General features: G+C 71.8%; 10 protein-coding genes. 5 read left to right on the forward strand and 5 right to left on the reverse strand.

Annotated features, from left to right (window positions below; translation table 11 throughout):
• Window positions 1-11 precede the first annotated feature (11 nt).
• Window positions 12-503 carry a hypothetical protein gene (locus ACN27J_RS21270; protein WP_421368846.1) on the reverse strand — a complete coding sequence of 164 codons (492 nt, stop codon included), beginning with the start codon at window positions 501-503 and terminating at the stop codon, window positions 12-14.
• A 164-nt stretch (window positions 504-667) separates the two neighbouring features.
• Here ACN27J_RS21270 and ACN27J_RS21275 point away from each other — a divergent pair, with 164 nt between their 5' ends.
• Window positions 668-1,447, forward strand: coding sequence for a hypothetical protein (locus tag ACN27J_RS21275; protein ID WP_421368849.1), 780 nt, complete (start codon window positions 668-670; stop codon window positions 1,445-1,447).
• A gap of 152 nt (window positions 1,448-1,599) precedes the next feature.
• On the opposite strand, the gene ACN27J_RS21280 is transcribed toward ACN27J_RS21275, so the two are convergent.
• Complete coding sequence (locus ACN27J_RS21280; protein WP_421368850.1) at window positions 1,600-2,895, reverse strand: AfsR/SARP family transcriptional regulator; 1,296 nt, start codon at window positions 2,893-2,895, stop codon at window positions 1,600-1,602.
• A gap of 172 nt (window positions 2,896-3,067) precedes the next feature.
• Between ACN27J_RS21280 and ACN27J_RS21285 the strand changes: the two genes are divergently transcribed.
• From ACN27J_RS21285 to ACN27J_RS21300, 4 genes are all read left to right on the forward strand, one after another.
• On the forward strand, window positions 3,068-3,673 hold the full coding sequence (locus tag ACN27J_RS21285) for a calcium-binding protein (protein WP_421368851.1): 606 nt from the start codon (window positions 3,068-3,070) through the stop codon (window positions 3,671-3,673).
• A 137-nt stretch (window positions 3,674-3,810) separates the two neighbouring features.
• The gene (locus ACN27J_RS21290; RefSeq protein WP_421368853.1) at window positions 3,811-4,677 is read left to right on the forward strand and encodes an AAA family ATPase; all 867 of its coding nucleotides are present in this window, start codon (window positions 3,811-3,813) and stop codon (window positions 4,675-4,677) included.
• Window positions 4,674-5,789: a vWA domain-containing protein gene (locus ACN27J_RS21295; RefSeq protein ID WP_421368855.1), complete on the forward strand. Its 1,116-nt coding sequence runs from the start codon at window positions 4,674-4,676 to the stop codon at window positions 5,787-5,789. The genes ACN27J_RS21290 and ACN27J_RS21295 overlap by 4 nt, the downstream gene beginning before the upstream one ends.
• On the forward strand, window positions 5,782-8,145 hold the full coding sequence (locus ACN27J_RS21300) for a CHAT domain-containing protein (protein ID WP_421368857.1): 2,364 nt from the start codon (window positions 5,782-5,784) through the stop codon (window positions 8,143-8,145). Before ACN27J_RS21295 ends, ACN27J_RS21300 begins: the two co-directional genes overlap by 8 nt.
• A 7-nt stretch (window positions 8,146-8,152) precedes the next feature.
• On the opposite strand, the gene ACN27J_RS21305 is transcribed toward ACN27J_RS21300, so the two are convergent.
• Genes ACN27J_RS21305 through ACN27J_RS21315 form a run of 3 tightly spaced genes read right to left on the reverse strand, consistent with a single transcriptional unit; the run spans window position 8,153 to window position 12,848 of the window.
• Window positions 8,153-9,517, reverse strand: coding sequence for a hypothetical protein (locus ACN27J_RS21305; RefSeq protein ID WP_421368859.1), 1,365 nt, complete (start codon window positions 9,515-9,517; stop codon window positions 8,153-8,155).
• Window positions 9,514-11,499, reverse strand: a complete 1,986-nt coding sequence (locus ACN27J_RS21310) for a caspase family protein (protein ID WP_421368861.1) — start codon at window positions 11,497-11,499, stop codon at window positions 9,514-9,516. The genes ACN27J_RS21305 and ACN27J_RS21310 overlap by 4 nt, the downstream gene beginning before the upstream one ends.
• A complete protein-coding gene (locus tag ACN27J_RS21315) occupies window positions 11,496-12,848 on the reverse strand; it encodes a hypothetical protein (protein WP_421368863.1) in 1,353 nt (450 codons plus the stop codon). Before ACN27J_RS21315 ends, ACN27J_RS21310 begins: the two co-directional genes overlap by 4 nt.
• Window positions 12,849-12,928 lie beyond the last annotated feature (80 nt).

Here is a 12,928-nt window from a genome sequence, read left to right on the forward strand (position 1 = left end):
GGCCGCACGGCTCAGGCGCTGAGCTGGACCGTCAACTGGTAGTCGTCGATCAACCCGGTCAGTACGCTCGCCCCTGCCTGGTCGACCACCTGCCAGACCACGGACACCACGTGGTTCCCCTGGCCCACCCGCCGGCAGGCCTGGGTGGCGTTGGGCTGCCCGGTCAGACGCGCCTCGGCGTCGAAGGTCACCAGGACCTGGGCGCTGTTTCCGGCCGGCACCACGAACGGCACCGCCGCGCCGGGCAACGGCACCGGATTGGCGGTCTCCGCGACGGATACCGGTGTGTCGTTCAGGCGGACCAGGCTCGCGATCTGGGCACCCCCGTTGCAGGCCGCCGGACCGTCGCCGTCGGCCGCGTAGGCTGCGTCCACTTCTGCGGCTGCGTCCACCTTCAGCGGCTGGGCTGCGGACCGTGCGGTCGCCGGCAGCTGCTTCAGCAGCACACCGCCGAACGCCAGCAGGACCAGCACCGCGATGATCGGGGCACGTCGCTTCCTCATGACTGCTCTCCTCTGTGTATCGCCGGGATGCCGGCGGTGGCGAGCAGGTTGGCAGCACAGGGTCACGGCCGGATCAGGGACCGGTCATTCACCATGACGCCACCGTGACGGATTTCCGCACCATGGGCACGCCCGAGCGGAGATCCGATCACGAGGAGCGCAACATGATCAGCAGGGTGTGGCGGCGGCGGATGGCCGCCCTGTCAGCCACGGCGGTCACGCTGACCGGCACGGCGGTGACCGGCGGGACTGGAAACCCGGCGGCAGCGGCCCGGCCGGGCGGGCTGCCGGACCTGGCCGTGCTCGCCAGCAGCCACGACCACAGCGGGGTGAAGACCGTGACCGTGCACTGCCCTGACCCCGGGCAGTCGGTCTACGGGGCGGGTGCCCGGATCATCGGTGGTGCCGGTGGCGTCGTCCTTACCGCGATGGCCCCTGACCAGACGCTGTCGTCGGTTACCGTCTCGGCCGCCGCCCGAACCGGTCACGACAGCGCCTGGTCGGTGTCCGCGTACGCCGTCTGCGACGTCTCGTCCGACCCGCCGCAACGTACGGTGGCCACCGCCGTCGACGGCACCACCGCCACCGCCACCTGCCCCGACCGGACGCAGGTCACCGGCACCGGTTTCCGGGTCGACGCCGACGTCGACCTGTCGTACGTCGACGAGGTGGCACCCGACCGGGATCTGCGCCGGGTCCGGGTGCACGCCGGCGGCAACACGCCGACCCGGGTCGTCGCGTACGCGATCTGCAAACGGCCGACCGCGGTCGACGGCTCGCTCGGTGCCCGACTGACCGCGACTACCGCGACCGACGACGCCTGGCCGAAGACGGCCATCGTCGACGGCTCCGGCACCGACCAGCGGGTGTACGGCGTCGGTGCCTCAGTCCGCGGCCAGGGCGCGTACTGTTCCTCACCGCGCTCGTCCCCGACCCGCTGCTGAACCTCGCCGGGGGACGGGCCGATCGGGGCGCCGGAACGGATCCGCTACGGCACGACAGGTACGACGACGGGCACGAGGACGACGGGAAAGGCGAACTGACCAGCTACGGCATCCTGCTTCATCCCACGTTCCACTGAGTCCGTCCCACATTCTCAGTGAGCGACGCGGGGCTGCGGCCGGGCCGGCACCAGCAGGGTCCGGTCCGGTGGCCGTACCCCGATCGCCCGCATCGCCTCGGCGTACCGGTCGAAGGCGCGGCGGGCCTCGCCGTGCTGGCCCGCCGCGACCAGGGCACGGACCAGCGCGCAGTGGGCCGGCTCGTCGTACGGGTCCCGCTCCAGCACCCGCAGCAGGTAGCCGGTCGCGGCGGCCGGTCCGGCTACAGTCCGACTGGTCCGGGCCAGCATGCGCAGCAGACTCAGGTACGCCGCCCGCACCTCCTCCCGCATCGGACGGGACCAGTCGTCGTACGGTTCGTCCTCGAACACGTCCGCGCGGTACTCCCGGTCGGCGGCGAGGAACATCGCCCGTGCCGGCACCGTCATCCCCCGCTCCAGGAGCCGGCGGCCGTGGGCCACCTGTGCCAGGAAATCCTCCACGTCGACCCGCACCGTCGTCAGGTCCAGGGCGATGCTGCCCTGATCAGCGACGATGAACCAGTCGGGACCGAAGTCCTTCGCCGGGTCAAGGACGGCGCGGACGATGGACAGCAGCACCGACAGCCGGTGTCCGGTGCGTTCCGGGTCGTCCGCCGGCCACAGCAGCTCACTCAACTCGCTGCGGGGTACCGGTCGGCCGCGTCTAGCCACCAGGATCCGGAGCAGGTCCCGGGCCTTGCGGGACTGCCACTGCGAAACCGGCACGGGTCGTCCGGAGAGCCGGACCTCGAACCGGCCCAGTGCCCGGACGACGACTTCACCGGCGGCGGTCGGGCCGGCACCGGAGGTCGGCCGGGCGTAGGTCGCGGCCAGGCTCGCCGGCCGGTCCGCCCGAGCGCCGGCCGCTGCCAGCCGCTCCGCCGCCAACAGCCCGCCGAGCCGGTCGTCGGTGCTGGCGGCCGGCAGCTGACCGAGGGCGACAAGGAGGCGGGCCGCCTCCACCTCCGCCCCGGCACCGGTCCAGATCGCGTACGCCTCGCGCAGCGCGTCGCGTACCCGGGCGGGATCGGTCTCTGCGGCGGCGCGCAACTCCAACGCGTCGGCCAGCCCGGCGCGGTCCCGCTGCGCCCCCGCCACCCGGGCCGCCTCGTCCGCGGCCAGGGCCTGCACCGCCCCGGCGGACAGCCGGGGCAGGTCGTCGACGATCAGCGGGCGGTCGTCGACGACCGCCCGGATCTCGTCGGCCAGCCGTTGCGGCGTCGCCTCCGGCCCACGCCACCAGTGGGCGCCCGACGGCGGAACCCAGCGGCGCAGCGCGGTGGTCTTGCCGTAACCGGCGGCGGCTACCACGATCCGGCAATCCGGACCTTGCCGCCCCGGCCCTGACGAACGCACCGCTGCTCACCTGCCTCTCCGGCAGAAACGGGCTCGTCCCTCTCCGGCAGGAACAGGCTGCGCGGGACCGCCGCCGGCGGCAAGACCTCTGTCGGCAATCCGGCCGTGACACGGCGCTGAGCCAACCGTGACCGCCGTTCCGATCCTGATGACGCCGGTCCCGGACGGCGCGACCGGCAGAGCAGAAGGAGGAACGGCGGTCGCGGTGGTCGGTCCGGTCGGGCCGGCCGCCGCCACCCACACCTGTGACGGCGAGCCGGTGACCGTCAGCGGCTCCGGCACGATCAACGGGACGAGCGGACGGGACGTGATCCGTGGCTCGTCCGGCAGCGACATCATCGACGGCCGGGGCGGCAACGACGTCATCTGCGCCGGTGGCGGGGTGGACGCGGTCTACGGTGGTCAGGGCGCGGACCGCATCTTCGGGGAGGGCGGGGACGACTTCCTGTGGGGTGAGGGCCTTGGCGTCGTGGTGACCGGCGGTGCCGACGAGATCTGGGGTGGCACCGGCGACGACACCATCTACGGCCAGGTCGGGGGCGACACCCTGCGCGGCAACGAGGACAACGACGACATCTACGGCGGGGACGGACCCGACACCATCTTCGGCGGGATCAACATGGCCGAGACCAGCGGCGCGCAGCTCGACGCCTGCTACGGCAACACCGGCAACGACACCATCCGATCCTGGCTGACCGGCCACCCGAACGAATGCGAGGTCGTCGTCGACTGATCCGTTCGTGGACTGGCTGCCGCAGGCGGCAGCCAGCGGGTGTCGGTGGCTGGGCGGTACCGCCCAGCCACCGACACCCGCCCCGTCCGTCAGTGTTGGACATCGACCGGACTCGGCTGCGTGGAAATGGGGACCGAATGACGTTCGGAGACGCTACGCATCTCGTCGCGCAGTTGGACCAACGCGCCGGCTATCTGGCCGGCACCGGGTTGGCGGCAGCCGCCTTCCTCGCTTTTCACGGAAACCGGCCGCTGCTGCTAGAAGGTGCGCCGGGGGTCGGGAAGACCGCGTTCGCCGAGGCGATGGCTGCCGTCCTCGATCGACCGATCGAACGAGTCCAGTGTTATCCGGGTCTGGACGCCAGCCAGGTCCTCTACGACTGGAACTTCGCGGCCCAGATGCTGGCGCTGCGCGCGGCCGGGACCGGTGACCACACCGACCGGCTGCCCGAGCTGTGGGACGAGAAGTACCTGGTCGCGCGACCGATCCTGCGGGCGTTGCGGAACGGACCGGCGGTGCTGCTCATCGACGAGGTCGACCGGGCCGAGGAGGACTTCGAGGCCCTGCTGCTCCAGGTGCTGGACAAGTACGAGGTCACCATCCCGGAGCTGGGGACGGTCCGCGCGGAGGTCGCGCCGTTCGTGGTCCTCACCTCCAACCGCACCCGGGAGCCGCACGACGCCATCAAACGGCGCTGCTTCTACCACTGGATCGACCATCCCGGTCCCGAGCTGGAGGCTCGTATCCTCCACCGGCACGTAGCAGGACTCGCGCCGGACCTGGCCATCGCCATCACCGAGATCATGGCCCAGCTCCGTCGGCTGGACCTGGCCAAGCAGCCCAGCCTGGCCGAGACGATCGACTACGCGCGGGCGATACACCGGCTCGGCGCCGCCACGCCGGACGACCCGGCAGCGGACGCGGCGATCTGCACACTGGTCAAGCACCACGACGACGAAGCGCAGGTACGTCGGGTGCTGGCGAGTCAACGGAACGTCCGATGACCGCCGACCCGCTGGCCCTCCTGGTCCGGTTCGCCGAGGCGCTGCGAACCGCCGGGTTGGCCGTCAGCGTCGACCGGGTCGTCGCCGCCGCCGAGGCGCTGGGGCACTGGGGGGTCGCCGCCGACGCGCAACCGTACTGGCCGCTGCGGGTGGCTCTGTGCCGCGACCGGACCGACGTACCCGTCTTCGACATCGTGTACCGCGATTGGTTCGGCACCCCGCCGGACGGCGTCGGTCACACTCGACCGGCGCTGGTCCCAGCCCAGTCCCGCCCAACCGACGGCCGGCCGGCTACCAGCGAACCGGCACCACAGAGGGCCGACGTACCGTCGCCGCGGGCCGCTGGCGGCGGGGCCGGCAACACCAGTCGGCTGGCCAGCCGTGACTTCGACGACCTGACCAAGGATGAGCTGCGGGAGGTGGCGACCTGGGTCGACCTGCTGCGGCCGATGCCCACCCGACGCACTATGCACCGCCGCTCGACCCGGACCGGCCCGATCGATCCGGCCCGGACGATGCGGCTCATGCTACGCACCGGCGGCGAGCTGGTACGGCTACGCCATCGCCGCCCGGCGGCACGCACCCGCCGGCTGCTCCTGCTCGTCGACGTCAGCGCGTCGATGAGTCCGTACAGTGACATGCTGCTGCGGTTCGCGGCCGCCGCGCTGGCTGCGAATCCGCGTACCACCGAGGTCTTCGCTGTCGGCACCGACCACACCCGCCTCACCCGGTCGATGCGCGGGCTCCGCCCCCGGGACGCGTTGCCCGCCGCCGGGCGGGTGCGCACCGGCTGGTCCGGCGGCACGACGCTCGGCGACGCGCTGAACGGTTTCCTGCGACGCTGGGGTGGCACCGACGTCGTCCGCTCGGCGATCGTGGTCTTCGGCTCGGACGGGCTCGAACACGCCGAGATGGCACCGCTGATCCGGCAGGTCCAGCGGCTCGCAGCCCTCGCCAAGGTGCTGATCTGGGCCAGTCCCGACTGCCACACCGACGGCGAGCGTTCGAAGGACCACCGCATCGCCCAGGCGCAGCAGTCGGCCACCCGGGTGGTGGGCTGCCACGACTACCTGGCGCTGCGAAACCTGGCGAAGGTCGTCACCAATGCGTGACCTCGAAGGACACGACGTCGCGGTGCGGCGGATCATGCGACGTGACGACCTGCTGACGCTCGCCGCCGCCGCCGACACCGCCGTGGGCATCGTCCGGATGCGCGAGGCGGAGGCGCTGACCGGGGTCGACGGCAGCACCCTGTTCGACCTCGCGCTGCACCGGCACATCAAGTTGGCGACCGGGGACGCAGGCTGGGCGGAGCGGGCACAGGCCTGGGATCACGCCGCGGTTCTCGTCCGGTACTGCGAGCTGGTCGGCACCGCACTGACCAGCGAGTTCACCGCAGTCGACATGCACGCCCGATCGCTTAGCCTGCTCGAGGAAAACCAGACCCGGCCCGGTCTGCGCCGGCTCGACCGGGACCTGACCCTGGGCGCGTTCAACCGCTACCACGCCGCCCGCGACCTACGACTGGACGGCCGCATCCAGGCGGCCCGCGACCTGGCCCGCCGCTCACCGCAGGACCTGTACGGCACCGGCGCCGAGCCGCACATCGCGCACTACCAGTACGAACTCGGCGCGACCCACATCGAGCAGGGCGACCCCCGGCCGTTCCTGCGCCAACTGAGGGAGCTGCGCCCGTACTGGGAAGGTGACCGGGCCAAGGCGTTCCCCACCCGCTACCGGTTCGAGTTCATCGAGGCGTTGGTCTCCTGGTACGCCGATCCTGGCAGCGACCGGGCCGGCGAGTGCTTCGCCGCCGCCATCGACCTGCTGGACGCCGGACGCGACGCCGCAGACGTCAGCAGCCACGACGGCGTGGACCACCAGAGCGTACGCGAACTGTCGCTGCTGCTCGCCGCCGCCGAGCACCTCGTCCGCCCCGGTGGCGACCTCGACCGGGCGGCGGACCTGGCGTTGCGGGCGCTGGACGCCGCCGAGCGGGTCCGGGCGCGCTGGCGGGTCATCGCCCGGTCCCGGGCACCGCTGGCCGAGGCGTTCCACCGGGTCTACGCCGACGTCTGTCTGCTGGCCCACCGGATAGGCACCGATCGGGCCGCCGGGCTCGGGCTCCGGGCGGCGCTGTCCGCGAAGTCGACCGGTTTCGCCGCGCGGGTCCGCGACGGGCTGACCTTCGACGACAATCCGCTGATCAAAAACCTGCTGACCCAGATCCTCGATGTCGAAAACCCCAGCCCCGGTGTCATGACCAGCACGGCGTACCGCCGCCAGACGCAGCTGGACGCGCTGCGTAAGGACCTGGAGGACGCCGTCTCGCCGATGCTCGCCGACACCGTGTTCCCGCCGCCCACCGACCTGGACGAAGTCGTCCGCGAGATCGGGCCGCGGTACGCCCTCGACTATGTCGAGCTGACCGACAATCTGGCGGTCCCGGCGTTCTTCCGCACGCTCATCGAGCCGGGTGGCCGGATGACTTTCGACCGGTTCGATCCGGGAGACGATTTTCGGGTCCTGTTCGAGCACGCCCGGGTCGGCCAGCTGACCGGTGGCCGGGACGTCGTCGACCCGCCGGTGGCGGGTCTGCGCGACGACGGTCTGCTCGACTTCCGGGCACTGGCCGGCAAGGTCCTGCCGCCACGGTTGACCGAGGAGATCCTGCCCGGCTGCACCGTCGACGCGCCCGCCCAGCTGCTGATCTCGGCGCACTCGTGGCTGAGCCTCGTCCCGTGGGCCGCTCTGTGGACCGGCCCCGGCACCCGGCTGGTCGAGCGCGCCGTCATCTCGCAGAGCCCGGTGCTCACCTGCCTGTCCCGTGAGCTGCCACCGCCGGTCTCCGGTGCCGCTCTGGTCCGCCTGGTCGGCTCCGACGAGCCGGTGGAGATCGACGGACAGCGCCTTTCCGACCTCGACATTGCACAGGAGCGGGCGGCGTGGGGTCTGCCGCCGCCGGAGACTGTCGGCGTCGCGCTCAGCAGCTGCAATCTGGACGACGGCGGCGTCCCGGCCCCGTACGGCGGCCGGTTCGCGGACGCGTTGCGACGGCGCGGCCGCTGGCAGTTCCTGCACATCGCCGCGCACGGCGGCGGCCAGGGCTTCGGCCAGTATCTGGCCCTGCCCGGCGAGCGGCTGTCGGCGGCCCGGGCGCTCGGGCTGCGCTGGCCGGAGTCGGTCCTGATGGCGTCGTGCCACGTCGGACTGGTCCGCAACGATCAACGCGCCGAGCCGCTGAGCCTGGTGATGGCGCTGCTGACCGGGGGTGCCCGGTGCGTGGTGGCCGGGATCGACAGCGTCGACGACGCCGGCACCGGCCGGATCGCCGCCGCGATGGTGCGCGCCGCTCGATCCCCCGAACCGGTCTCCATCGACGTCGCGCTGCGCGACGCCCAGCTGGCCGAGATCCGGGCGGGCACCCCGGAGTCCGGCTGGGCGCTGCTCAGCGCGTACGTGCAATGAACGTTTCTCAGCTGTCCTCGTCGTCCGCCAGCCGTCGGGCCTGCTCCAGCGCCCAGCGCACCCGGTCGAGGCGACCCGGCTCCTTGGCGTGCTGATCCAGCGAGAACCACCGGATCCGCCAGGTCTGATAGCCCTGGTCGGCCGGTCCCAGTCCCCGACACCGGATCAACGACCAGATGAACATCGGCATGGTCGCCGCGCCGAGCGCCCGTTCGCGACCGGACCCGCTCGGGCCACCGAGCCAGCTGGACATGGCCTCCACGGCTGCGTCGTCGAGCGGGTTGAGCGCGAGACAGGCCGGGCCGTCGGTCCGCCGTGACGGAAGGTCGAACCCGGGTTTGAGCAGCGCCAGGTTGAGTCGGACGTGCACCAGCTGCCGCTGGAAGCCTTCGTCCATCTTCGATTCACCCGGCACGTCCTTCTCGATGGCCGCGTACGCCCGGGTGAACCGGTCCAGCAGGTCCTTCTCCCACAGCTCCCAGGAAGCGAACTCCGGTGGCTGGCTGCGGCCGTAGCGCTGCATCGCCGGCCGGATCGCCAGCAGCAGCGACGCCGCCCGGGCCGTCATGATCCCCGGGTTCTGCAACGCGGTGTGCCGGGTGAGCCGGTGCTCGTCGACCTGCTCGGCGAACCCGAACTCTTTCCGGATCTGGTCGGCCGTCTCGATCGCCCGCTCCCCGACGGCGACGCCGTCGGTCAGCTCGCGGAACATTCGCTGAATCCACCGCCGCTCCTCGGCGGGTGACCGGCCCGACGCCGCCGGCTCGTCGGACGGATCCGACCAGCGGGCGATCACCCGCTCGGCGGTACGGCAGGCCGTGCCGGTCTCGGCGAGCGCCAGCTGGAGGAACACCTCGTCCAACTGGAGCCGCAACAGCTGGGTGTCCTCGCCGGCGCCGAGACTGTCGCGGAACTCGACGTACCTCTTCTGGGCCTCGGCGTGCAACGTCCAGGCTACGTCGTAGCCGCGCTCCGTGTCCCGCTTGGACTCGGCCAGCGCGAGGGCGCGCAGCGCACCGAGAGCCCGTGGGGCGAACTCCGGCCACGGGAGTCCACGGGCACCGTCCGTGATCCGTCGGACCAGGGCGAACTCCGCCTCGCTCCGTCGTCGGACATCCGGCGCGGTGACGTCGCTGTCGAACGACGCCTCGATCCGCTGGACGCAGTCCCAACTCGTCTCGTAGATCAGCCAGCCCATCAGCGGGAGCCGCTCGGCCAGCTCGGCGGGCGGCAGCTGGGTCGCCCGGGCGGCCAGGATGTCGCGGTACGCCTGGACGTCCGCCTCGATCCGGTCGACCAGCTCGCTGTCGGTGCGGCGCTTCTTGGCTCGCAGCGCGGTGCACAGGTCGCGCAGCTCCTGCGGGGTCATCATCGTGGGCGCTCCTCCACACTCGGTGTCATCTCGAAGTCGATGCCGTGGATCTCGTACCGCACCCCGTCCGGCCAATTCGGATCGATCTCGCGGGAGCCGCCGGTGGCGATCTGGTCGATCAGGTCCCGCAGCCGGGAACCGCCAACGGGTGCGCGGTGATCACGGTCGGGCGGGCGGGGACCGCGATCGGGTTCCCGGGTCTGGACGATCTCGGGCTGCTCCAGCGCGGCGAGGCTCTGCGGCGCGGAGCTGAGCACCACCAGGATCGTTTCGGTCCGGGCATGCGCCGGGTCAAGTCCGGTCGGCCAGGCCAGCCCTACCCCGGTCAGCTCCCGCCGAACGTCGTCGCGGCCGTACGTGTAGCCGGATCGTGGCGGTAGCAGACGGCCACTCGGGGTGCCCCGCATCAGCAGCGAGACCCGTCCGGACAGCCCGATGTCCAGCATCGACACGTACACCGGCAGGTCACCCCGGTTGTGGACGGTCACGTAGATCCGGCTGGCCGGGGTCAGCGGACTACCGGCGGGCGGCGGCGGGTGCTCGGCACCGTCCACGACCAGGCCCCAGTCCACCGTGACCTCGGTGCCCAGCGGGTAGGACGGGTCACCGATCAGTCGCCGCAGCTGGGTCGCCTGGGCGTGGATCAGCACCGCGCGGGCGAGGTCGGCGTACCCCCGGGCGTCATCCGGGTACGGCGGATGCAGCGGCCCGATCCGGTCACGGAGCACCACCCCGCCGGAGTCGTCGAACCGGATCTCGGCCGTCCACTCGGCGCCGCGCCGGGCCGGGCGGGCCAGCACCGTCGACTCCAGCGCCGCCAGCACCTGCCCGCCGCGCGGGTCGCCGGTCGGCACCCGCACCGTGATCTGCGGCGCGGTCACCCTGGTGCGTACCGCCCGCGCCCCCGCCGGCACCGCCGACCAGTCGGCGGCGAAGCTCACCGTGCCCGCGACCGACGTCTGCGCCACGTGGTCGATCGTCAGATCGCCGACCCGGTGCGCCCGGTCGTCGGCTGCCCGACCTGGCGGCATGATCATGAACTCGTCGCCGTGCTGGACCCGCAGCAGGGCGGCGGCGTCCAGCCGGACCCGGCCGGGCACGTCCAGCGGCGTCACCGGCAGGGAATTCAGCAGGTCCGCGCGCTCGGTGCTGAACAGCAACCGGTCGGCCGGACCCTCCGCCTCGGGACGCTGCTCGAACATCAGCCCGGTCACCCGGTAGCGAATCTGGTCGAGCAGCCCGGACCAGGTCACCGGCGCGTCGCCGGCCTCGGCGAGGGCCCGGCACAGCTGTGCGGTAAGGACGCCACGCCAGAGCCCGTCGTTGTCCGGACGTTCGAACGCGCGCTGACCGGGTGCGCAGGCCACGATGCGGACCGCGTGCGGGTTGCTCTCGACGGGCAGCAGATCGGTACGCAGCTGGATCCGGTCGAGGTGGGCGCGGACCCAGGCGTACGGTGCCGGTCCGCGCAGCGCCCGCAGCCGCAGGTTCACGTCGCGGGACATCAGCCCGGAGTGGCAGCAGTCGAGGATCACCGTGACGTTGCGGGTCACCGCGACCAGCCGGGACTGCAGGACGGACAACTCTGCGGCGGTCACGCCCCGGAAGTCGTCGGCGGTCGACTGGTCGTAGTCGGTCGGCACGATGTACTGCAGATCGGCCGGCCACGACGGCTCGGTCTGGGAAGGTCTGGTTCGTGATGGCCCGGGCTGTGGTGGCTCGGGCTGTGGTGGCTCGGTCTGTGGTGGCTCGGTCGAGCCGCCGTGGCCGGAGTAGTAGACGACGACCGCGTCGCCCGGCCCGGCGTCGGCGATGATCCCTTCGTACGCGGCGAGGATCCCGGCCCTCGTCGCCGCTGCCGGCGGGCACTCACGCACGTCGAACCCGCGTACCCGCAGAGCCTGCGTCATCGCGGCGAGATCGTGCCGCACACCGCGCAGGCCGCCATGGTCGGAGCCGATCAGCAGGGCAAGCCGGTTCACCAGATTCCGCCGTCCGGATCCCGGTCCAGCAGCGCTTCGACGCTGGTCCAGCGGCCCGGGCCGTACCGGTCGAGCACGGTCCAGTCCCGTCGCCACTGTTGATAGTTGGCGGTCGCGCCGGCGTCGTCCCGGCACGCCTCGACCGAGCGGATGAAATGAGGCATCGACGCGGAGCCGACGACGCTCGCGTCGCCGCGTACCCTGCCGTCGCCGCCGGCCGGTTCCGCCAGCCAGCGCGACATGGCCAGGGCGGCCTCGTCGTCGAGCCGGTGCAGCGTCAGCGTGTCATCCACGACCAGCGGCTCCTCGAGCGTCTCCGAAGCGGTCAACAGCGCCAAGTGCAGGCAGAACTGCACGATCGTGCGGGCGTGGTCGTCGAGCAGCGGGGCGAGGGTGCCGTCGGCCTGCATGGCCGGGCGAACCAGGTACGCCAGTGTCTCGTGGAACCGCTGGCGTACCGAGGACATGAAGTCCGGCCAGGTGTCGTAGCCGCGCGGCCGCATGCCGAGACGCTGCATCGCCGGACAGAGCGAGTACATCAACAGCAACGCCCGGCACGTCATGATCGCCGGGTTGCGGAACCCGGTGCGCAGAATGAGCCGGTCCTCGGTGATCGTCTCCACGAATCCGTACTCCTGGTAGATCCGGTCGGCGATGTCCAACGCCCGCCTCCCGACCTCGGCACCGTCGGAGAGCTGCCGGAACATCCGGGGCACCCAGCGGTCGGCCTCCCGCCGCTCGGTCGCCACGTCCGCGCCGCCCCAGTTCTCGAGCCAACGGCCGATCGTCTGTTCAGCGGTCCGGCAGGCGGTGCCGGTCTCGGCGAGAGCCAGTTGCAGCAGGACTTCGTCGAGGTCGAGGACCAGGCGCGCATCCGCCGGGTCGGCGCCGAGACTGTCCCGGTACGACTGATGCTTTGTTCGTACTTCCTCGTGCAGCAGCCACGCGCCGTCATAGTCGTTCCACTTCGACCTGACCAGCGCCAGGGCCCGGATGGCGCCCAGGGCACGGGGGGCGAACTCCGGCCACGGCAGCGATCTGGCGGCGGTAGCGAGCCGGATGATCAGCGCCGCGTCAGCCTCAGCCGCCCGCCGCGCCTGCTCCGACAGCCCATCGATCTCGGCTGGAACGTTCCACAGCAGCATCAGCGACGTCTCGTAGATCAACCAGCCGGTCAGCCGCAGAGCCGTCCTCAGCTCCGCCGGCGGCAACTGGGTTGGCGCGACGCGCAGGCGGTCGCGGTACGCCGCCACGTCATGCTCGATCCGAGCGACCAACGCCTCGTTGACGGGGATCCTCTTCCGACGGACGTCGGAGCAGAGTTCACGGAGAACATCGATCTCGGTCATGGACCGCCGACCTCCCAGGTGACGTCTACGTTCAACGTCTACTGACGGACCGGCGATCAGCCGAACCGGCTCAGTCGCCG

Source organism: Solwaraspora sp. WMMB762 (genome assembly GCF_049179115.1).
Lineage (GTDB): Bacteria > Actinomycetota > Actinomycetes > Mycobacteriales > Micromonosporaceae > Micromonospora_E.

Coding starts and splice junctions, on each gene's coding strand:
- ACN27J_RS21300 (WP_421368857.1), top strand. CDS start 5,782: ATGCGTGACCTCGAAGGACACGACGTCGCGGTGCGGCGGATCATGCGA.
- ACN27J_RS21295 (WP_421368855.1), top strand. CDS start 4,674: ATGACCGCCGACCCGCTGGCCCTCCTGGTCCGGTTCGCCGAGGCGCTG.
- ACN27J_RS21315 (WP_421368863.1), bottom strand. CDS start 12,848: ATGACCGAGATCGATGTTCTCCGTGAACTCTGCTCCGACGTCCGTCGG.
- ACN27J_RS21275 (WP_421368849.1), top strand. CDS start 668: ATGATCAGCAGGGTGTGGCGGCGGCGGATGGCCGCCCTGTCAGCCACG.
- ACN27J_RS21270 (WP_421368846.1), bottom strand. CDS start 503: ATGAGGAAGCGACGTGCCCCGATCATCGCGGTGCTGGTCCTGCTGGCG.
- ACN27J_RS21290 (WP_421368853.1), top strand. CDS start 3,811: ATGACGTTCGGAGACGCTACGCATCTCGTCGCGCAGTTGGACCAACGC.
- ACN27J_RS21305 (WP_421368859.1), bottom strand. CDS start 9,517: ATGATGACCCCGCAGGAGCTGCGCGACCTGTGCACCGCGCTGCGAGCC.